Origin of the sequence: Microbispora cellulosiformans, from assembly GCF_008728085.1 — a bacterium.
GTDB lineage: Bacteria > Actinomycetota > Actinomycetes > Streptosporangiales > Streptosporangiaceae > Microbispora > Microbispora amethystogenes.
On sequence record NZ_VYTZ01000009.1, the window covers coordinates 161,338 to 181,868 of the forward strand.

A 20,531-nucleotide genomic window follows, 5' to 3' on the forward strand; every position below is an offset into this window, starting at 1 on the left:
CTAGCCGCTAGTTTGGGCAGGTGACCTCCTCTCCGGACTGGCTCTCCGTGGGCTCTCCAGTGCTCGCGAAGATCCTCGACGATCTAGGCACCCAAACCGATCTGGGGGCGGGGAGGTTCGTCGCACGGAACTTCCTGTTGGAGGAACGTCCGCCTGATGCCAGGACCCAGCGCTATGTAAACGTTGTGGGTACGCGTGTCAATGGCACACGGCCCGCCGAAGCGTTGGAACAGCTCTACGCGGTCCACAGTGAATACATTCTCAGAAACCTCAGCCAGGGGAGCCGTGCCAATTCCTTCGACCAGGAGGCCGCTGACTGTCCGGAGACCTTCAGAGGTGACGTCCTGGAACCGGATGCGGGGATGGCCGACGGCAACGTCGAACTCGGCCGGGTGGAGCAGGTGGGGCGGATCGGCGAGGATTCCGGTGAAGGCGTGGACAGCGTGCGGTCGCTGCTCTCCCGCGTGGCCGAGGGACGGCGCGATGGATCTCCCGACATCCGGGCCGAGAAAGAGCTGAGATATCTGCTGCAAGGTTGGCAGCAGGGCTTGCACAATCGGCCGATGCGCGCTTTCCTCTGGGAGGATCTCGAGTCCGTCCTATCCCGGCTCGAGGACGGGTGGCCCGATAAGCTCCGTGACAGGCTCGGCATGATCGAGCTTGACCCCATGAGGCGCCGTCCCGGCCTCGGGATAGACATATGTGTCTTCCGGTACTCGATAAAGCGTGTCCCCAAAGGGCTGACGGGGCGGCGGCTTGTCCTGCGGCCCACCATTTTTGATGAGGTGCTCTCAGAGGCGTTCTGTACATCACCACCAAAGCGGGATGTCGGGCATCCAGTCGATCTCCGTGGGTTCAATGGGCTGGTCCGTGAGGTCGTACATCCTGCGATAAATCTGCGGGTTGAGGAAGTGTGGGCCGCCGGCACCGTCCGCAGAGGAGTGGACCCGGACATCGCGAGCGCGAGGACCTTGCACCTTCTGAAGCTGGCGGAGTTCTGCGATGAGAGTTTTCAAGATCGGTTCGGCCGCACGGATGAGGATCTCTTTCGGTGAGTGGGATCGAAGACACTGCGATAAACGGCATCGAGGAGGCGTTCAGCGAAGGCGTCCCCCGGTGGTTGACCTTCTTCACTCGAGAGCCGCAGAACGCCTTGACCGCACTTTTTGAGATGACCTTCTACCACGGCCATCTCAACACGGTGGAGCCCGACGTCCTGCTGACGGACTGGGCATCCTCCATCTCCCAACAATTCCATGAGGCGCTGGATCGTGAGATGTCGGTCTGGTTTGCCGAGCGATGGCGGAAAACGGACCGCGTGCCAGCGACAGCCGACTTCACCTGGCAGTTCGCGCTGCGTTCGGCCGCGAATCTGAAATCGGTCCCGCACTCGACGATCGGTGTCTTGAGGGAGCACTTCCACGACGCACCGCGGCGGATCGGGACGATGACCAGGAACCGCGCCAGCGACCCCATCGGGTGGTACTGGCTGGCCCTGTCCCGGGTGCAGCCGGACGACGCCCTGGTGCGGCACTGGTTTCGACTCTGCAATCTGGTTCCAGGAACGCCACCGTTCCACGGCAGGTGGGGGCTGATCGGCCTGCGGCGCGCGCCGGACCGGTCAGACGTAGGTTTCCCCGTTCTTGCGCTGGCCGGGCTACGGCAATTCCTGCTGGCCCTGAACGACTACGTCGAGCAGCGCATCATCCATCCGTCGACGGCACGTTCGCTGGCGCTGATCGAGTGCCAGGCTCTGGTTCGAGCGAGCTCGTCCGCGGCCTGGCCCCGTGAGATCTGGGGCAGTCTGGAAGACCTGCCGAAGCAGCCGATGGCCTGGGTGACCGCCATCCTGGGTACACAGCCCTCAGCCGCCGCCCGTAAGCGTCATCGGTGGTCCGGCATGCGGCCCGCCAAGGATTGGAGGCAGCGGGCCGACGAGATCGTGAGCATGCTCTCGGCCGACGCCAAGCGCGGTCTGATAGCGGCGTACGAACTCCTCGAGGAGCAGCGCGCCTACAACGAGGCGTCGGGGGTGACGTATGGCCTGGTCCGTTCCCTATGCCGGTTCGCCAAGCTGCTCGCCCCTTACCGCGAACACGTCCCGCTCGCAATCACGTGGGCAGAGGAGGCGCGGAACCTTGAGCCGTGGAACGCTTACACGTGGGCGACCGCGACCAGAGGCTGGGCTCTCGGGGGGAATTTCGACGCGGCCGTCTCGCTTGGGTTCGAGGCGCTTGACCGGTTCCCCGACGACCCCGTCGTGCGGAACGGTCTGGCTGATGTTCTGAAGCTGGCCGGTCGGTACGAGGAGGCGGAGGCCGTGTACCGGGAGGCGCTTGACCGGTTCCCCGACAACCCTGTCGTCCGGAATGGCTTGGCTGATGTTCTGAAGCTGGCCGGTCGGTACGAGGAGGCGGAGGCCGTGTACCGGGAGGCGTTCAGGTTGTTTCCCAAGAATGCCTTTGGCTGGTGCGGCTTGGCTGATGTTCTGAAGCTGGTCGGTCGGTACGAGGAGGCGGAGGCCCTGTACCGGGAGGCGCTTACGTTGTTTCCTAAAAATTCTTTCGTCTGGTGCGGCTTGGCTGATGTTCTGAAGCTGGCCGGTCGGTACGACGAGGCAGAAGCCGTGTACCGGGAGGCGCTTGGCTTGTTTCCCCGTGAGCCTGTCGTTCGGAATGGTCTGGCTGATGTTCTGAAGCTGGCCGGTCGGTACGACGAGGCAGAAGCCGTGTACCGGGAGGCGCTTGGCTTGTTTCCCGGCGACCCCGTTGTCCGGAGCGGTCTGGCCGACGTTCTCAAGGTTCAGGGGCGAACCGAGGAGGCAGCGGATGTTCGTGACGTGGGCGACAGCGACACCTTGCTCTTGGGCCGGCCTTCCACCGTCTCAGAGGAGGCACTGGTTGCCCGCCCTACCGTGACCACCGCGCCGGAGGCACCGAACAGCCCTTCCCTGCGCGCCGTGATCAGACGGGCGATCACGCTCAAGGGCGAGGAACGCCGCCAGGAATTGGAACGGGTCCTGGTCGACATCGACGAGGTGCTGGCACAGTTCGGCACCGACAGCGATGCGCTCTACGCGAAACTCGAGGTGCTGCTCGTCTTGAAACGTCAGGAGGAGGCGGATGCGCTGCTCGCGGTATTACCGCCCTATCTTGCGACGCGTCCGGAGTTCCTCGCGATGAAGGGACGGGTGGCGTTGGCGAAGCTGTCGGCTCAGGAGACTACGAGGTTCTCCGATTCGGCGGTCGACTCGGTGGTACGGCCGTGGGAGGCGGCCAGTCGGGCCGCCAAGGAGTTCCGCTATGTCCCCACGCTGCAACGCCTCCGCGTCGGGACGATGATGTTCGACGGCGCGGACCTCGAGAGATTTCGCGACGAGGCGGCAAAGAAGCTCCAGGAATCAGTCGCTCACCGCGTCGAATCACCCGCCAGAAGCTCTACCCGCCGAAACACCCTGGCCTCTTGGTCGCTCGACCTCATGCGTCACGCTCTGGGCGTGGACCCGGAGAACCAGGAGGGCTCGTATTCGCAGGTGGCCGGTGAACTACAGATCCGGGCGGACTTCTTCGACTCCTTGGAGGACGAGTTGATCAGCGCGGTTCGGCATCTGTATACGCCCCAGTGACCATCCAGGGCCGCGAGGTGACTCCGCCTGGCTCGATCCCGTAACGGTGGAGTTGGTCGGCCTCTTCGGTGCGGCCGGATTTCCTCAGCAGCCTCGCAAGGTTGTCGATGGCACCAGGCATCCCTGTCTCGACGGCATGGCGGAGCCACCGTTCGGCATCGGAGGGACTCTCCGCAAGGTCCACCAGCCGCCGCAACGCCTCAGCGTTGCCCGCCTTCACGCAGCGTTCCAACCAGGTCCGCGCATCGGCTTTCCGGCGCCTCTCAATGAGCCGCTGCACCAGCTCGCGCAGCGAGGCCGCGTCGCCTGCGACAGCGGCGGCACCGAGCCAGTGCTCGACGACCTCCGGCCCGGACGACCGGAATTGTAGGCGCTTCATTGCCGCCACATCACCTGCCTCTGCGAGATCGCGAAGGAGGTCGTCGGTTTCCTCTCTCGATGTCGTCCGGTCCAGCCGGTCGACCAGCCTGGTCAGCGCCCGCCCGTCGCCGAACGCCACCGCTCGTTGGAGCCATTCCGTCGCCTGATCGGCGCGCCCAGCGGCGTCGAGTAGTGCGACCAAGCGGAGTAGCGCCACCGTGTTCCCCAAAGCGGCGCACGACGTCAAGTACTCTTCAAGCTCCTCTACCATGCCCTCCGCCTTCAACGCGTCCGCCAGCGGCGTCCGCATGACGCCGGTGCCGCGCGTCAGCTCGAACGCTTCGCGGATGCGTCCGGCCTTCACTAGGCGGTCGACGAGTTGCGCGTGGGCCTCGGGGTGTGCCGAGTCGCGCAACAGCGTGTCCGCCTCGGCGTGGCGGGCGGCCGCATCAAGGAACACGACGAGATGGCCCAGCGCTGCCGGGTCTCCCCGCCTCGCAGCAACCCTCAGCCACTTCTCGATGTCCCCGGCTTGGTCGAGCAGTTCGACGAGTCGGAGCGCAGCCTCCGGATCGCCGTTCATGGCGCCTTCCAGCCACAGGGCACGCAAGCTGCCGAGGTCGCGCGTACGCTCCAAACGGGCCGCGAGCCGCGTCCGGGCGATGCCGTCGCCCGCCGCCACCGCTCGTTTCCAGACAGCATCGGCCTCGTCTTCGCGGTCTTGGCGATCCAACCACTCCGCATATCTCCGAAGCGCCTCGGCGCTGCCCGTACCGGCACAGGCTGCGAGCCGGACACCCGCCTCCTCGACCAAGCCAGCCCGGGTGAGCCAGCGGGAGAGGGCGATTGAGGCCGCTTCGTGCCCTGCGTCTGAGAGGGGGACGGCCAGCCGCACCGCATATCGGTAGAGACCTCGCCGGTGTGCTTCCCGTGCTACCCGGAAGGCATCCTCTGCAGGGACGGCGTGGTTGAGCAGGATCTCCCATACTCCTGGGAGGACGACCGTGCCCCGTAGTCTCGACCGGCCATGCTGGGTCAGGGCGTTGTGCAGGATGTAACCTTTGCCCGGTGTCGGCGAACGCTCGAGTGAGCTGACGCCGTGCACGGGCCGTAGCGCCTCGGCGAGGCCGTCTTCGAACCACCCATCTGGGTACGAAGCGTCCTTCGCGTGCCGTTCGGCGACGGCGGCGAGCAGATCGTGAGGAATCAGGTGATGGATCCCTAGCCTTTCGAGGTCCATCGCGGCCCTGGCGATCGTGTGTGCGTAAGTCCCTTGCGGACTCATCGGCGAGTCGTACCGTTGCAGAAGCGCCGCGCCGCCCGTCAGTGCCTGAACAATCTTGCCGGAGGAGCCCGCAGCTTTCTCAGCGAGGATCAGCCGGGGATCGCCGTGGGTCGGATCGCGCCATGCGCCGTGGTCCGGAAGTGAGACAGTCTCAGGTACATCGAGCTTCGCGTTTCTTAGCAGCTCTCGCACATGGTGCGAGGTCTCGGGACATCCTTCGGTCATCTCCTCGTACTCCACGAGGGAGGCCGTACCGATCACGACCACCGGCCCCGTGACCGGTTCACCGAGCAGCTGCCTCAGCATCCTTGCCACCGTCTCGTTGTGATTCAGGAAGAGCGGCACACGGTCTAGCCACAGCACTGTTCTCGGGACAACCCACCCTGCCTTGAGCATCTCCATGAGGTCTGGGATGTCAATGGGGCGTACGAGTGACCAGTCAGGAAGACAGCTCCGTACCGCTTCCAAAGCCGTTCTGGTCCTGCCCGTGGCGGGGCTACCCACCAACACGACTATGGTGCTCGCCGACTGCGAAAGGACTTTACGCAACAGTCTGTCGTGGGGGCGCACGATATAGGGCGTCAGCGGGGGCAGCGACGCCCCCGAGAGTACTCCAGGTGCGGTCGCCGGTCGGTTCACCCCGAGATGGAACGGATCCCACTCGGCCGGCGTCGCGCCGCCTGGTGGTACCGGCATCGGTGCCCGTCTGTTGAAGAGTTCGCCGGCGGCCTCCTGGATCGCCCTGCGGTGCCCGAACTTGCCTGTGTCGGCAAGCACGACGTCGAGCAGGGCCCTAAAGCAGCCGTGATCCGCCGCTTGATCGATGACCTCCTTCCAGATGTCCCTGGTGTTGATACCGTCGGTGATCAGCGCGGTCCATGGCAGGCCGGCGACCATGTCGACGAGATTCCTGACCTCGTTCCGTTCGGGGTACGCCTCAAGGAGGGCATCCCTGAGGTCGTGGAGGCGCCGGTCACTCCAGTCGGGGACGAAGTCGTAGGGAGATGGCCCGCTGGTCAAGCCCGGCCCGGGTACATGTGGGAAATGAAGGCGATGTCCCCTTCGGACAGTTCGTTGTTCCAGCCGACGGTGAAACCACCGATGGTCAGTTCTGCCGGTACCGCATACTGCATGATCGAGTGAGGGTCATGACGGGTGTGCTGAACCTCGGTTGCCGAATAACGGAGCAGGACGTTCTGAAAGGTCTTGGCTCGGTCCCATCCATGCCATTTCCGGTAGTAGGCATAGACCTTTTCCTCGTCCCAGGGGATTCGAGCCGCAGGACTGGCCTGCTCGTGCACACAGCCGATGGCGTGGCCGAACTCGTGCAGTACGGTGCCGCGGAATTCCTGCTCCTCAACGTCCTCAGGAAACGCGAGGACCATGGTCGGTTCAGACGGGTGGACCTTCTCCGCGTCTCGGCCTACGTACGACCAGTATCCCTCGCCTGAACATGAGATCCGGATCTCCGCTCGGGGGGAATTGCCGAAGGTGAAGTGGAGGTTCGCGTACTTCAACCAGGTCTCGGCGTGGCGCTGGATCCGCTTGTGTGTTTCGGTGTCACCGTCGAGGAATCTGATTCGTAGTTCCTGGCCGTTCTGCCATTTGCGGTCCGCGGCGAAGGCGAGTTCCTCCGTCGGCATCCTCACCGGGCTCGGCTCGCCGGAGGAAAGGCCGGAACGGAAGCCCTCGCCAGGAGGGTAGGAGTCGATACACAAACGATAAGGGCTACTCATTATGGTCCTGACAGTTGGTCTCGAAGGCCACGCCCCGCTCGTACAGCCATCGCATGATCGGTTCTATCCGGCTGCCCTGGTTGCGCCAGGTCGCCTCGGTGTCGCCTTGGGCCTCGGCGCGGTGCAGTGCAATCACGTGCATCTTCTCGTTGAACACCGGGGAGCCGGACGACCCCTGCTGGGTGTCGGCCACATATTGAATGACGTCCTTGTCGACGTAGCGAACGGCCAGGGGTTCGAGAGCGAACTTCTTGAACGCCCCAAGCGGGTGCTGGATGATGACGACCAGGTCGTCGATGCTGACTTCGAATGGCGTGCCAAGTTTCAACGGGGGGCGGTCCACCGCACTCTCCAGGGTCACGACCGCCCAATCTCCGGCCGGGTCCGAGATTATCGAATCAACAATTCCCCTGCGGACTAACCGTACCTCGTGTTCTCCCAGATCGTGGTCGAACTCCGCGACGACCGACGTCACCGCGCCATACTTCGAATAGACGTTATGGTGATTGGTGAGCAAGCGGTCATCTGCGATCAGGAAGCCTGTGCCGAATGCCGTTTCCCCGCCGAACCTCAGCGACAGCTTCGCCACGCTCCGCGCCATCGCGATCACCTGTTCCGCGAGCTCGATCCCAACCAGCCGACTGCGTGGTGACATCAGCCGCTCCAACCGCAGCCGCTCTGCGGCCTTCGGTGACTCGTCGCTCCCTCGCCACCAGCTCCCGTCTGTGGACCGTTCGTACGGCACCGGTACAGAGGGCTCGGCACTGAGCATTTCCGTGAGCCGCGATCTGTAGGACGCTACATGGGGATCCGCCGCCGCCTTCTCCACCAGTGCCCTTAACCGCGCCTGATCCCCAAGGACCCTGATGAGTGCCGTCCACGTCGTGCGCATGCTGTCGTGCTCGGGGAACGTTCCCACCAGCAGGCCAGCCTCTGCGGCCAGGTCATATGCGTCCTGGCGCCGCGGATAAGCCTGCACCAGCAGATCCCGCAACGCCGGAAACTCGGGCCGGTCCCACCTCTGAGGCGTCTCATCCAGAAAGGCCATATTTTCCCCTTCCAAACGCCTATATTAGAACGACCCGAACAACCACGCTCCAGGGTATTTCTGACTTTACTATCGTGTGCATGGAGCTGTGGGAGCGCTCCGGGCAACTGGAGCTTCTCGGTGGTCTGCTGCGCGAGACCGCCCACGGCGGCCGCGTGGCGGTGGTTGCCGGTGAGGCCGGGATCGGCAAGTCCGTGCTCGTGACCGAGTTCGCCCGGCGATGCGGACCGGCGGCGTGGGTGCTCTGGGGTGGCTGCGACCGGCTGATCACCCCGCGGGCGCTCGGCCCCCTGCACGACATCGGCCGCCAGACCGGAGGCGCGCTGGCCGAACGGCTGAGCGCCGGCGTCACCCGGGAGGAGCTCTTCACGGCGTTCCTGGACGAGATCTCCGGCCCCGCGCAGCGCCCGCGCCCGGTCGTCGTCGTGGAGGACGCCCACTGGGCCGACGAGGCCACGCTCGACTGGCTGACCTGGACGGCCCGGCGGATCGGCCGGACGCCGGTCCTGTTCGTGGTGACCTATCGCGACGACGAGGTGGGCGCCGAGCACCCGCTGCGCGGCGCCCTCGCGACCCTGCCCAGCGCGATCACGCGACGCGTGTCGCTGCCGCCCCTGTCGCGCGAGTGCGTGGCGGAGCGGGCCCGCCTGACCGGGCGGGATCCGGAGCCGGTCCACCGGTTGTCCGGCGGCAACCCACTGCTGGTGACCGAACTGCTGAAGGCGGAGGGGCGGGCGGCGCCGGCCACCGTACGGGACCTCGTCCTCGACCGGCTGCGGTTGCTGCCGCGGCCCGCCCGGGAGCTGGCCCACCTGGTGTCGGTGATCCCGACCCGCGCCGACGCCGCCGTTGTGGCGGGAGCGCCGGACCTGGTCGACCTGTGCGTCGACGCGGGGGTGCTCGTGCCGTCCGGCGACGGTGTGTCGTACCGCCACGAGCTGCTGCGCGGCGCGGTGGAGGAGTCGCTGTCGCCCGCACGCCGCGCCGCGCTGCACCGGCGGGTGCTGGGCACGCTGGCCGGAATCACCGGAGTCGACCCGGGCCGTCTGGTCCACCACGCGACGCGAGCGGGCGACGAGGCCGCCGTCCTGCGGTACGGACAGGTCGCGGGGGCCGACGCCGCCCGGCAGGGCGCCCATCGGGAGGCGACGGCGCACTATCGGGCGGCCGCCGGGTACGCCGACCGGCTGCCGGCCCCGCGGCGGGCCGAGCTGCTGGAGGCCTACGCGTTCCAGGCGTACCTGGCCGGGCTGGCCGAGGAGGGGTTGCGGGCCCGGCGGGCGGCGCTGGCCGTACGCGAGGAACTGCGCCAGCCCGGACCGGCCGGGGAGGACCTGCGCTGGATCTCCCGGCTCGCCTGGTGGGCGGGGGACGCGCGGCAGGCCTGGGAGGCGGCCGAGCGGTCGATTACCGTTCTGGAGACCGAGCCGCCGGGCCGGCCGCTGGCCATGGCCTACAGCAACCGGTCCCAGTTGCACATGCTCGCGGGCGAGCGGGAGGCGGCGGTCTCGTGGGGGGAGCGGGCGCGAACCCTGGCCGTCCGGCTGGGCGATGTGGAGACCTCCGTCCACGCCGAGATCAACGTGAGCACCGCCCGGCTCGCGGGCGGTGACGCCAGCGCGGCCGCGGCGCTGCTTGAGGTGCACGAGCGCGCCTCGGCCCTCGGGCTGGCCGACCACGCCGCCCGGGCGCTCGTCAACCTGGCGACCACGCTGGTGCAGGTCGCCGAGTACGAGGCCGCCGCACCGGCGGTCGAGCGCGCGCTGGCGTACGCCACCCAGCAGGACCTCGACGGCTACCTGCAGTATCTGCTCGGCGTGCGGGCGGGGGTGCGGCTGGCGCGTTGCGACTGGGCCGGCGCTCTGGCCGACGCGGACGCCGCGCTGGACCGGCCGGTCAGGGACGGGGTCGCCGTGGTCCCCGCGCTGGTGGCGCGGGGCCGGATCCAGGCGGCCCGGGGCGACCGCGAGGCGCGGGCCACGCTCGACGAGGCCGCCCGCCAGGCCGAGCGCACCGGTGAGGTGCAGCGGGTCTGCCCGGTGGCGGCCGCCCGCTCGGAGTGCTTCCTGCTGTACGGCGACCCAAGGCGGGCCGCCGAGGAGGCCCGGCACGGCCTCGGCCTGGCCGTCCGGGCCCGCCACCCGGTGTACGCCGGGGAGCTGACCTACCGGCTGTGGCGGGCCGGGGAGACCGCACTCCCCCGTGCGGAAGCCGGGCCGTACCGGATGATGATCGACGGAGACTGGGCGGGCGCGGCGGCGGAATGGGCCCGGCGCGGGGCCGCGTACGCGCGCGTCGAGGCGCTGGCGGGCGGTGACGCGGGCGCCGCGGCCGAGGCCCTGCGGGTCCTCGACGAGCTGGGGGCCACGCGGGCGGCGGGCGGCGTGCGGGCCGAGCTGAGAAGGCGAGGTCTCACCCGCGTGCCGCGCGGCCCTCGCCCGGCGACGGCCGCCAACCCCGCCGGCCTCACGCCGCGCCAGGCGGAGGTGCTCGCGCTGGTGGCCGAAGGGCTGTCCAACGCCGAGATAGCCGCCCGTCTGTCGTTGTCGGTCAAGACCGTCGATCACCACGTCTCCGCGTTGCTGGGCAAGCTCGGCGTGGCCACCCGGGGTCAGGCGGCCGCGGCGGCGCGTCGGCTGGACCTGACCGGGAAGCCGGCAAATTAGGGAGTTCTCCCCAGTCGCGGATCGTCGCGGGGACCTACCGTTCCGCGCGAAGACGCGAAGACGCGAAGACGCGAAGACGTCGTCCCAAGGGGGAGACATGAGCTATCTCGGCACACCTGACGAATCACCCCTCTACGAAGCGGAGCGGTCCGCCCGGGGGTACGTGCCCAACTACCTGAGGGTGCTGGCGCTGCGGCCCGAGGTCTATGAGGCGTGGCTGCGCCTGGGGGAGGCGGTCAGGGAGGGCATGGACCTGCGCCGCTACGAGCTGGTCACGCTGACGGCGGCCCGCCGCCTCGGTTCCTCCTACTGCGGTCTCGCGCACGCGGCCGTGCTGCTCGAACGGTTCTACGACGACGCGGAGTTGCGCTCGATCGTGGCCGACCACCGCGATGCGGGGCTGGCACCCTCGGACGTCGCGGTGATGGACTTCGCGGACCGCGTCGCCGCGGATCCCACCGGTGTGACCGAGCGAGACGTCGCGGTCCTGCGCGAGCACGGACTGGACGACACCGACATCCTCCAGATCGTGCTCGCCGTCTGCCTGCGCCGGTTCTTCAGCGGCGTCCTGTCCGCGGCCGGCGCCGTCCCGGATCCGGTCTTCGACACGCTGCCCGCGGGTGTCCGGGCCGTTCTGGAAGGGACCGGCGAGGCCTCCCCACCTGGTGCCTGACCCGGACGTCCCGGGGCCGTGATGCACCGGGTCCGGCCCTCCCAGGGCCCGGTCATGGCAGCTTCGCGCGAAGTGTCCCGAAATATGGTATTTGTCATGATTTCCCGTTCGTTCACCCCTGCTCCATGATTGCGAACCGATCCGTTTCGCCTGGCGTGATTTCTGTGATCAGCACTCTCAAGAACCACGCGAAACGGCAGAAACATGACGCGCAGCAGCGCAACCCGAACACCCCGCCGGCCCGGTTCGATCACCGCGCTCGCACTGGCGGCCGGCGCACTCGCCGGCGCCCCGGCTTCGCCGGCCGCCGCGGCCGGCGAGGACCGGCCGGCCTACCTCGGCAAATCCCTGTACACCGGCGAGTTCCACGCGCACCTCCGTGAGCGACGGCGTCAAGCTGCCGCCGGACGCCTACGCGCACGTCCACGACCAGACCGACGCCGACTTCTTCGCGGTGTCCGAGCACGACGTCATGTGGGACATCCGCAACGGCGACGACTTCGCCGAGAGCTGGCGGGACGCCGACTCGGCCGAGTGGCGCTACCTGCACGAGAGCGCCGACAGGTTCAACGCCGGCCAGAAGGACCTGGTCGCGGTCCCGGCGATCGAGAACACCTGGTACGACGGCACCGGCCACATCAACGTGTTCAACAGCGACTGGCACGTGACGGCGCGGGCGACCGAGAAGGGCAGCGTCGACGGGTTCGGCAACGTCTTCGGCACCGGCGACATGAAGTACGACTACTTCACGTTCCTGGCCCGCCTGAAGCGGGACCCGGACGCGATCGGCCAGTTCAACCACCCGTCCACGAAGGACAAGGGCGACTTCTTCGGATTCAAGGGCCTCGACCCCGCCACCGACGACCGGATGGAGCTCATCGAGGTCAAGTCGGCCGACGCGGTGGGCGAGTTCCAGAAGGCGCTCGACGCCGGCTGGCACCTGGCCCCGACCTGGAACGGCGACGAGCACTCCGCGACCTGGGTGTCCGGAAATCCGTCGATCACCGGCGTGTGGGCCGGGGGGCACTCTCTCGACGCCTTGTACGCGGCGATGCGGGACCGCAGCCTCTACTCGACGGCCGACACCAACGCGGTCCTCGGGTTCGGCGGCAACGGCAAGCTGATGGGCTCGATCCTGCCCGGCGGCACCGCCACCCTGGACGTCGAGGTCCGCCTCACCGACCCGGACGTCAAGGACTCCTTCACCTCCGCGCGCCTCGTCACCAACGGCGGCGCCGTCGCCCACGACTTCGGCACGATCAGCGGCAACGACCTGACGCTGAAGACGAAGCTCGACGTCCGGGACGGCGACTTCTACTACGTCCGCGCCGACCAGGCCGACGGCAACTTCCTGATCTCCGCCCCGATCTGGATCGGCGGGACCACCCGAGGCGCGAACTACGCCCCGGTGATCACCGTCCCGGTCGGCTTCCCCGCCACGGCGCGGTACGGCGACACGGTCACGCTGCCGCAGGCGACGGCCACCGACGACTTCGGCACCCGGCCGGCGATCGCGTACGAGGTGTTCGACTCCGCGGGCGTGGTGCCGGTCTCCGGCGGCGCCTTCCGGATCCGCTCGTACGACGACGCGTTCGTGGTCGTGAAGGCGACCGACAACCTCGGCAACACCAACGCCGAGCTGCTGCGGATCCAGGTGTCCCAGCAGGAGCCGGACCCGGCGGGCGTCTTCCGCTTCGGGAGCAACGCGGCCGTGGGTGAGAAGCCCGGCTCCGCCGGCATCGCGGTCACCACCGACCGGGCCGTCGAGCGGGTCTACGCGCAGGTCCTGCCCGAGGGCGCCGGCGACTGGTCCACGGCCCCGGTGCTGACCTCGGCGAACGACCGGCCGTACGAGGTCGACACGGTCGGCGACGGCGAGCCCGTCTACCAGCACTCCATCACGGGTCAGACGCTGCGCTCGCACGAGTTCCGGGTGACCGGGCTGAAGGTCGGCACGACCTACCGGTTCCGGTTCGGGGTGGCCCGCGACGGCCGCGCCCCCGTCCCCGCCGACCCGGCGGCCTGGACCGGCGTACGCGGCGGATTCCGCGCGGGCGGCGCCAAGGGGGAGCCCGTCTACATCCTGGGCGACGTGCAGGTGCCCGACGGCAACGCCGAGGACCTCAAGCTGCCGGGACGGGTGCTCGACCGGCTGAGGAGCGAGACGCCGGGCGGCGGCACCGTCGTCCAGGTCGGCGACCTCGTCGACCGCGGCGGCCGGGGCGAGAAGTGGGCCGAGATCCACAGATCGTTCCTGTCCACGCTCGACCTGCAGTACGCGGGCCTGGTCGGCAACCACGAGACGTACGAGGACCTCGACTACGACGCGGTCGGCGGGCAGCCGGGCGCGATCTTCACGAACACGTTCGCGCTGCCGCGCAACGGCGTGATCGGCGAGAGCAACTACTCCTTCGACCGGGGTGACATCCACTTCTCCGTGCTGAACTCCAACGCGCGCCTGGACGAGCAGCTGGCCTGGCTGGTCGACGACGTGCGCGCCTCGGACGCGGCGTGGAACGTCGTCGTCGGGCACTTCTCCTACTACGGCGGCCAGCACGCCGACGACGGCGGGATGGACATCGACCGGGACAAGGTAACGCGCGTGCTCGACCGGCTCGGCGTCGACCTCTACGTCGGCGGCCACGACCACGTCTACAAGCGGTCCACGATCTACGACGGACGCCTGGCCACGACCCCCGAGGAGGAGGTCGCGGGCACCACCTTCGTGACGATGGGGTCGTCCGGCCCGAAGTTCTACGACAACCAGAAGTTCTGGTGGGACGACAAGGTCTTCGACGAGAACGTCCAGATGGGCGGCGTCCTGAAGGTGACCGACGCCGGCCTGCGGCTGTCGACGTACACGATCGACGGGCGCCTCGTCGACGAGGTGACCGTCGCCAAGCCGCACGGCTCCTGGAAGATCTCCTCCGCGGACATCGAGAACCGTGAGCTGAAGGGCGTGGGCCTGCTGTCCTCTCCCGGCAGCCTCGACAAGATCACCGTCATGGCCGCGACGTACGACAACGCGCGGCAGCGGATGACCGCCGTGCACACCCTCGACGTCACGCTCGACCACCGCGGCCGCGAGCAGTACGTCCGCTTCGGCACCCCGCTGCCGGTGCCCCCGAGCGCGACGGTCAGGCTGTTCACGTGGGACTCGCTCGCGTCAGGAAAGCCGCTCCGGCCGGCCGTGACCCTGCGCGAGGGCCTCGCCGGTGAGGGCAGTGAGCAGTCGCCGTACCTGATCGACTCTCCCGACGACCTGGCCAAGGTCGACAACGATCCGGCCGGTCGCTACCGGCTGACCGCCGACCTGAACCTGACCGGGCTCGGCCGCGCCCAGATCGGCCGTACGACCACCTTCACCGGCGTCTTCGACGGCGACGGGCACGTCGTCTCCGGGCTGGCCGCCCTGGCCGACCAGGGCCCGGGCCTGTTCGCCGACAACCACGGCACGATCGAGGACCTGGTCGTCCAGGGCGACGTCACCACCGACCGTACGACCGCCGGTCTGGTCACCGACGCAAACCACGGCACGATCCAGCGGGTCCGCGCCGACGGGTCGCTGACCGCGAACAGCTACGTCGGCGGCATCACCGGCCACCAGTTCGGCACCGTCCGCGACAGCGTGTCCACGGTGAACGTGCGCGCCACGACGCAGTACGCCGGCGGCGTCGTCGGCGTCTCCGTCGGCGGGTCGGTCACCGAGAACGTCCTGGCCACCGGCGCGGTCGTCGCGAACGGCGCGTCCGCGGGCGGGGTGGCCGCCTACGGCTACACCGACACCCAGGTGCGTCACACGGTCGCGCTGAACGCGAACATCTCCGCGTCGAGCTACGCGCACGCCATCGTCGGCCGCGTCTACACCGGGCAGACCGCCACGCTGGAGGACAACCACGTCAGCCGGTCCGTGCCGATCAGCGGGCAGTCGCTGACCGACCCGCCCGCGGCCGGAAACCCGAAGGGCAACGTGGTCGCGCCCGCGGAGATCCAGAAGCAGACCTTCTACGAAGGCCGCGGCTGGGACTTCACGACCGTCTGGCAGTGGAACGACGTCGCCAGGCGCCCGACCCTTCGGATGGCGCCCGAGACGCTCGAACCGGCCCCGGGGCCGGGGCTGCCGACCGACGAGCGCGGCTTCTACGTCGTCGACAGCGTCGAGGACCTGATCCTGATGGGCAGGCACCCGTCGTACGACTTCGTGCTCGCCGCCGACCTCGACCTGACCGGCACGCCGTTCACCAGCCTGCCCGGTCCGTTCACCGGCGAACTGGACGGCGCCGGCCACACTGTCAGGGGCCTGACCTCCACCACCGGTGGTCTGTTCACCCAGATCTCCGGGCACGTCCACGACCTCGCGGTCCTTGACGCCCGGGTGGACACCACCGCCGCCCGCGCCGGGGTCCTCGCCAACAGCAGCACCGGCGCGGTCGAGCGCGTGTGGGTCTCCGGGTCGGTGACCGCGGGCTCGCGGGCGGGCGGTCTCGTCGGCGACTCGCAGGGTGTCGTACGCGACGCCTACTCGACGGCGGACGTGCACGTGCGCACCACCGAGGCGGGCGGCGTGATCGGCGTGGCCCTGGCCGGCTCCACCACGGAGCGGGTCTTCTCCACGGGCGCCGTCACCGCGGACTCCCGCAACGACGGCGGTGTGGCCGGCTACGGCTACACCGGCACCACCATCCGCGACTCGATCGCGCTCAACCCGACGGTCACCGCGCCGTCCTGGGCGCACCGCTTCCTGGGCCGGGTGCTGGCGAACAACGTCGCCACGCTCGTCAACAACTGGGCGGCCGAGACCGTGACGGCGAAGTCGCAGACCGAGACCGCGATCGGCCCGGCCACGCTCAACGGCGCCACCGCGACCCGGGACGAGGCCGGCGGCCAGGCCTTCTGGGCGGACCGGCTCGGCTTCGACTTCGCGTCGGTCTGGCAGTGGGACGCCGGCCTCGGCCGGCCGGTCCTGCGCGGTACGGCGGCCTCCGCCGCCAAGGCGACCACGGCGACGCCCGCGACCACGGCGACGGCGGCGCCCGGGACCGGGGCGACCGCGACGTCCGGGGTCGATGCGACCGCGGCCTCGGGGGAGACCCGCGCCGAGGCAGGGGAGACGCGGACCGTCGCGTCGGCCACCACGGTCCCGCCGACGGCCGTGGCCGCCGAGGCCGGCGGCATCCACCACGAGGCGGTCGTGAACGACGACGGCGCCGTCACCGTGACGGCGTCCGCCGGGACCGCCGCGGCCGCCGAGCAGATGTCGTTCCTCCTGCTGAAGGCCGGCGCCCCGGCGGCGGCTCCGGCCGAGGGCGACATCGCCTATCTCGGAGAGGCTCCCCTCGACGAGCAGGGCGGCGCGACGCTGACCGTGCTCCTGGACAAGCCGGACGGGACGACCCTCGCGCTCAACACCTCGGGCACCACGGGGCGCTACGTCGCCTCGCTCCTTCCGGAGGAGCCCGGGGAGACCCCGGCGATGAGGGTGCTCCACGACACCGTCACGGCCACGGTCAAGACGAAGGGGAACGCCCCCGCACTGGCGACGATCACCATGGTCTGCACGGGTGCGGACAAGTGCCAGGAGCAGGTGGCCGTCACCCATGACGGCCACCCTGTCGACGCCAAGAAGGTCACGCTCCAGCCCGGCAAGACCCGGGACCTGCAGCTCAACCTCCGCGACGAGGCCCGCGCCGCCCTCCTCGCCGGCAGGCCGATCACCCTGGAGGTCCGGATCGGCGCGGCTCCGGCGGTCCGGGTGACCGTCACGCCGTGACGCACTCACCGCGGAGGCCCCGGCCTCCGCGGTGATCACATGATCCTCGGCGCCCGCGGCCCCGTCCGCGGGCGCCGAGGGCTCTGTGCGACCAGTCATCGAACGCTGGCGTACGGGTAAGGTATGCGGAGGTCGATCCCTATGTAGCGTTCTTACATGGCCCCTGATCCACGGATCACCATGACGGTCGCACGGGTCCTTAGAGCGTTTCTTGACGACCCGGCGGAATCGCGTTACGGGTTCGAGCTCATGCAGCTCACCGGTCTGCAGAGCGGGACCCTCTACCCCATCCTTGCCCGTCTCGAAGAAGCGGAATGGCTGGAATCCCAGCGGGAGGACATCGACCCACATGTCCTCGGCCGCCCCGCGAGGAAGCTTTACCGCATCACGCGGACGGGCGCCACGCTTGCGCGGCAGGAACTCGCCCTGATCAGTGAGCGGCTTCGTCCCCCATCAGGAAAGTTCTCCCAGTCCCTTCGGCCGCAGGGGGGACAGGTATGAGTGTGCTGGTGAGCATCTGCGGCTTCCTCCTCGGCAGTCTCGTGCTCGGCGTCGCCGTCGAACTGGCAGCACGAGAGGTCGAGGGCCGCCTCGATCAGGTGCCATGGCTGATCTTGCGGCTCGCTCGCCGACGCCTCCATCCGGAGATCCGCGACGAGGTCTTCGACGACGAGTGGGCCCCCGAACTCCACTTCATCCTGCAGAGCAGTGGCGGACTGCCTCTCACGCGCTTCGTTCGCGGAGCACGGTTCGCGTTCGGTCTGCTGATCGGCGCGTCTCTGATCGGCGCCGCGAAGAAGCCTGGTGGGAAGCGGCGAGGATTCCTCGCGGTCCTGGTGATCGCCGGCTCCGGCATCTGTGCCTTGGCGTCGCTGTCGTTCGACCTTCTCACCGGTGAACCCCAGCACTTCCTCATCGCCTTCGTTCTGGCCGTCGCACCGGTGCCGGTCTTCCTCGCGGCGGTGCTGCTCCTCAACCGCTTCTCCCCGGAGCCTCGCGTCAACCTGGTCATCGCGTTCACCTGGGGCGCGGGCACCGCCGCCCTGCTCGCGGGCCTCCTCAACTCGCTGAATTTCAGGTATCTGCCCGACCTGCTGGGCGAATCGGCCGCCGACGCGCGCGACCTCATGGCGATGGTCGGGGCACCGCCTGTGGAGGAGACGCTCAAGGGGTTGGTGCTGGTCGGGCTACTGTGGTTCCGGCGGAAGGACCTGTACAACCTCTCCAACGGAATCGTCTACGCGAGCATGGTCGGCCTCGGGTTCGCTATGTCGGAGAACGTCAGTTACTACGAGTCCGCGCTGCAGGAGAACGGCGCCCAGCGCCTGGTGGCCACAGTCGTACTACGCGCCGTGCTTTCGCCGTTCGCCCATCCGCTGTTCACCTCGCTGATCGGGATCGCCGTCGTCTACGCCGCCAGGCGCCGACGCGCGGCCGAGATGGTGGTGGTGGTCGTCGTCGGCTGCGGGTGGATCGGTGCGACGGTCCTGCACAGCCTCTGGAACGGCTTCGCCCGGTTGCTCGGGGTCGAGGGGCTCGTGATCGCGTACGTCATCCTGATGCTGCTGTTCGTCGCCGAGCTTGCGCTGGTCAGGTGGGAGAGAAGACGCATCGTCGGGCTGCTCTACACAAACCTGCCGGGCTACGAGCGCAAGGGGCTGATCAACGAGGCGGACATCTTCATGCTGACGTCGCTGCGCCGGCGGCGGCACGCCCGAGCCTGGGCCAGGGAGCACGGCGGCCGGGCGGCGGCGAAGGCGATGAGTGACTACCAGCTCAGTTCGACGAGGTTGGGACTGCTCCACGATCAGGTGGCGCGGGGCGCCATCGACGACGACCATTTCCGTGCCATGGAACCGGCGCTCTCCCAGGAGATGGCCGACGCCCGGAGGTTGTTTCCCTCACCTCGATCAGCATGGTTCGGCCCGTCGGACCGCCGCCCCGAACCCCGTCTCGGGTGACCCGCTCCACCGGCCGGCGTCGGGCACGGACACCATGCTCCGCCGGACGCCATGACGTGACCGGCCGCTGGGGAGGGGTTTGACCCTGACACCGTGTCAGGTCGTAGACCGGAGGCGTCATGTTCACTATCGGAGACTTCGCCCGTCTTGGCCGGGTGTCCGTGCGTATGCTGCGGCATTACGACGCGCTCGGACTGCTCCGGCCCGCCAGGGTCGACCACGCCACCGGTTACCGCTACTACGAGGCGGGGCAGTTGTCCCGGCTCAACCGCCTGATCGCGCTCAAGGACCTCGGCCTGACACTCGAACAGGTGGGGCGGATCCTCGAGGAGAAGGTCGGCCCGGAGGAGCTGCACGGCATGCTGCGGCTGCGCCGGGCCGAAGTGGCGGCGCGGCTGGCCGACGAGAGCACGCGGCTGGCCCGGGTCGAGGCGAGGCTCCGATTGATCGAAACGGAGGGTCTCATGTCCGTGGACGTCGTCGTCAAGAGCGTTCCCGCGGTCCGTCTCGCCGAGCTGAGCGGCATCGCGGAGAGCTACGAGTCAGACAAGATCAGCCCGGTGATCCAGCCGCTGTACGACGAGCTGTTCCGGCGGATCGAGGAGGCGGGGCTGACCGTCACCGGCCCGACGGTCGCCTACTACGAGCAGGTCCCCGAGGGGGTGCGGGTGCACGCGGGAGCCCCGGTGAACGCGGAGCCGGGCGGCGCCTACGACTTCGACATCGTGGGCCTGCCCGCGATCGAGCAGGCGGCCACCGTCATCCACCACGGGACCATGGACCAGGCGGACGCCACGACCCAGCGGCTCGCCCAGTGGATCGAGGAGAACGGCTACCGCAGTTCCGGGTTCGCCCGGGAGGTGTATCTCACGTACGGCTGCGGCGATCCGGCCACCTGGGTGACGGAACTGCAGGAGCCCGTCTCCCGGGACGCGTAGAGGACGGGGAGCCGCGCCCTCGGGCGCCGTTCGAGACCCGTGGGCGTCGCTCGCAGCCGCCGGTGAGCCGCGTCGCCTCCCACTTCCGGAGGGCTGTGATGTCTTCGGCGACCCCTTCCCTTGGATCTATCCGGAAAGGTGGCGGATTACTTCCGATCGAGGGTGGTGTTCACTCCGCATTCCGCGGCGCTTTCTTTTCCTGTGCCGGACTTTTGCGACGAACCCCGGGGAAACCGCACCGGTGTTTATCGATCGCGGGCCCGGGGACGGTGTTCGGCGAATCGCCTCTTTCGGGCGAATCGCCAGATCAGGGAGGACGACATGAACGGATTCTTACCGTACCGCGATTCGACTCCGGCTGCCCGTGTCGGCGGCGTACGCGGCTGGCAGGCGGACATTCTCCGCGGTGAGTCATAGCTGAGCGATTCGGCGAATCGGGGTGCTGCGGTGCGCAGAGGCCGCAGTGCCT

11 protein-coding genes are annotated in these 20,531 nt (G+C 68.6%); 8 read left to right on the forward strand and 3 right to left on the reverse strand.

Annotated elements, in window-relative coordinates; genetic code table 11:
- The first annotated feature begins 20 nt into the window (after positions 1 to 20).
- Together F5972_RS25255 and F5972_RS25260 are read left to right on the forward strand one after the other, a co-directional pair.
- Complete coding sequence (locus F5972_RS25255) at positions 21 to 1,055, forward strand: hypothetical protein (RefSeq protein ID WP_150936530.1); 1,035 nt, start codon at positions 21 to 23, stop codon at positions 1,053 to 1,055.
- Complete coding sequence (locus F5972_RS25260) at positions 1,052 to 3,625, forward strand: tetratricopeptide repeat protein (RefSeq protein WP_150936532.1); 2,574 nt, start codon at positions 1,052 to 1,054, stop codon at positions 3,623 to 3,625. The genes F5972_RS25255 and F5972_RS25260 overlap by 4 nt, the downstream gene beginning before the upstream one ends.
- Here the strand turns inward: F5972_RS25260 and F5972_RS25265 are convergent.
- From F5972_RS25265 to F5972_RS25275, 3 genes are all read right to left on the reverse strand, one after another.
- Positions 3,591 to 6,290 carry an effector-associated domain EAD1-containing protein gene (locus F5972_RS25265; RefSeq protein WP_150936535.1) on the reverse strand — a complete coding sequence of 900 codons (2,700 nt, stop codon included), beginning with the start codon at positions 6,288 to 6,290 and terminating at the stop codon, positions 3,591 to 3,593. The genes F5972_RS25260 and F5972_RS25265 overlap by 35 nt on opposite strands.
- Entirely contained in the window at positions 6,287 to 6,913 is a 627-nt protein-coding gene (locus tag F5972_RS25270) for a M12 family metallopeptidase (RefSeq protein ID WP_191910306.1), read from the reverse strand. The genes F5972_RS25265 and F5972_RS25270 overlap by 4 nt, the downstream gene beginning before the upstream one ends.
- 85 nt (positions 6,914 to 6,998) lie before the next feature.
- Positions 6,999 to 8,054, reverse strand: a complete 1,056-nt coding sequence (locus tag F5972_RS25275; RefSeq protein ID WP_150936539.1) for a trypsin-like peptidase domain-containing protein — start codon at positions 8,052 to 8,054, stop codon at positions 6,999 to 7,001.
- A gap of 80 nt (positions 8,055 to 8,134) precedes the next feature.
- Here F5972_RS25275 and F5972_RS25280 point away from each other — a divergent pair, with 80 nt between their 5' ends.
- The 6 genes from F5972_RS25280 (at position 8,135) to F5972_RS25305 (ending at position 20,062) form a co-directional block, all read left to right on the forward strand.
- Positions 8,135 to 10,720 carry an ATP-binding protein gene (locus F5972_RS25280; RefSeq protein WP_191910307.1) on the forward strand — a complete coding sequence of 862 codons (2,586 nt, stop codon included), beginning with the start codon at positions 8,135 to 8,137 and terminating at the stop codon, positions 10,718 to 10,720.
- A 97-nt stretch (positions 10,721 to 10,817) separates the two neighbouring features.
- A complete protein-coding gene (locus F5972_RS25285) occupies positions 10,818 to 11,393 on the forward strand; it encodes a carboxymuconolactone decarboxylase family protein (protein ID WP_150936542.1) in 576 nt (191 codons plus the stop codon).
- A gap of 379 nt (positions 11,394 to 11,772) precedes the next feature.
- Complete coding sequence (locus F5972_RS25290; RefSeq protein ID WP_150936544.1) at positions 11,773 to 17,163, forward strand: metallophosphoesterase; 5,391 nt, start codon at positions 11,773 to 11,775, stop codon at positions 17,161 to 17,163.
- 156 nt (positions 17,164 to 17,319) lie between these two features.
- Complete coding sequence (locus F5972_RS25295; protein ID WP_150936546.1) at positions 17,320 to 17,664, forward strand: PadR family transcriptional regulator; 345 nt, start codon at positions 17,320 to 17,322, stop codon at positions 17,662 to 17,664.
- Entirely contained in the window at positions 17,661 to 19,124 is a 1,464-nt protein-coding gene (locus F5972_RS25300; RefSeq protein ID WP_150936548.1) for a PrsW family intramembrane metalloprotease, read from the forward strand. Before F5972_RS25295 ends, F5972_RS25300 begins: the two co-directional genes overlap by 4 nt.
- A gap of 119 nt (positions 19,125 to 19,243) precedes the next feature.
- On the forward strand, positions 19,244 to 20,062 hold the full coding sequence (locus F5972_RS25305) for a MerR family transcriptional regulator (RefSeq protein ID WP_150936550.1): 819 nt from the start codon (positions 19,244 to 19,246) through the stop codon (positions 20,060 to 20,062).
- Positions 20,063 to 20,531 lie beyond the last annotated feature (469 nt).

What these genes read in the sequence shown, in the direction of transcription:
- F5972_RS25305 (WP_150936550.1), top strand. Translation starts at nt 19,244, where the DNA reads ATGTTCACTATCGGAGACTTCGCCCGTCTTGGCCGGGTGTCCGTGCGT.
- F5972_RS25280 (WP_191910307.1), top strand. Translation starts at nt 8,135, where the DNA reads ATGGAGCTGTGGGAGCGCTCCGGGCAACTGGAGCTTCTCGGTGGTCTG.
- F5972_RS25300 (WP_150936548.1), top strand. Translation starts at nt 17,661, where the DNA reads ATGAGTGTGCTGGTGAGCATCTGCGGCTTCCTCCTCGGCAGTCTCGTG.
- F5972_RS25285 (WP_150936542.1), top strand. Translation starts at nt 10,818, where the DNA reads ATGAGCTATCTCGGCACACCTGACGAATCACCCCTCTACGAAGCGGAG.
- F5972_RS25275 (WP_150936539.1), bottom strand. Translation starts at nt 8,054, where the DNA reads ATGGCCTTTCTGGATGAGACGCCTCAGAGGTGGGACCGGCCCGAGTTT.
- F5972_RS25295 (WP_150936546.1), top strand. Translation starts at nt 17,320, where the DNA reads ATGGCCCCTGATCCACGGATCACCATGACGGTCGCACGGGTCCTTAGA.
- F5972_RS25270 (WP_191910306.1), bottom strand. Translation starts at nt 6,913, where the DNA reads ATGCCGACGGAGGAACTCGCCTTCGCCGCGGACCGCAAATGGCAGAAC.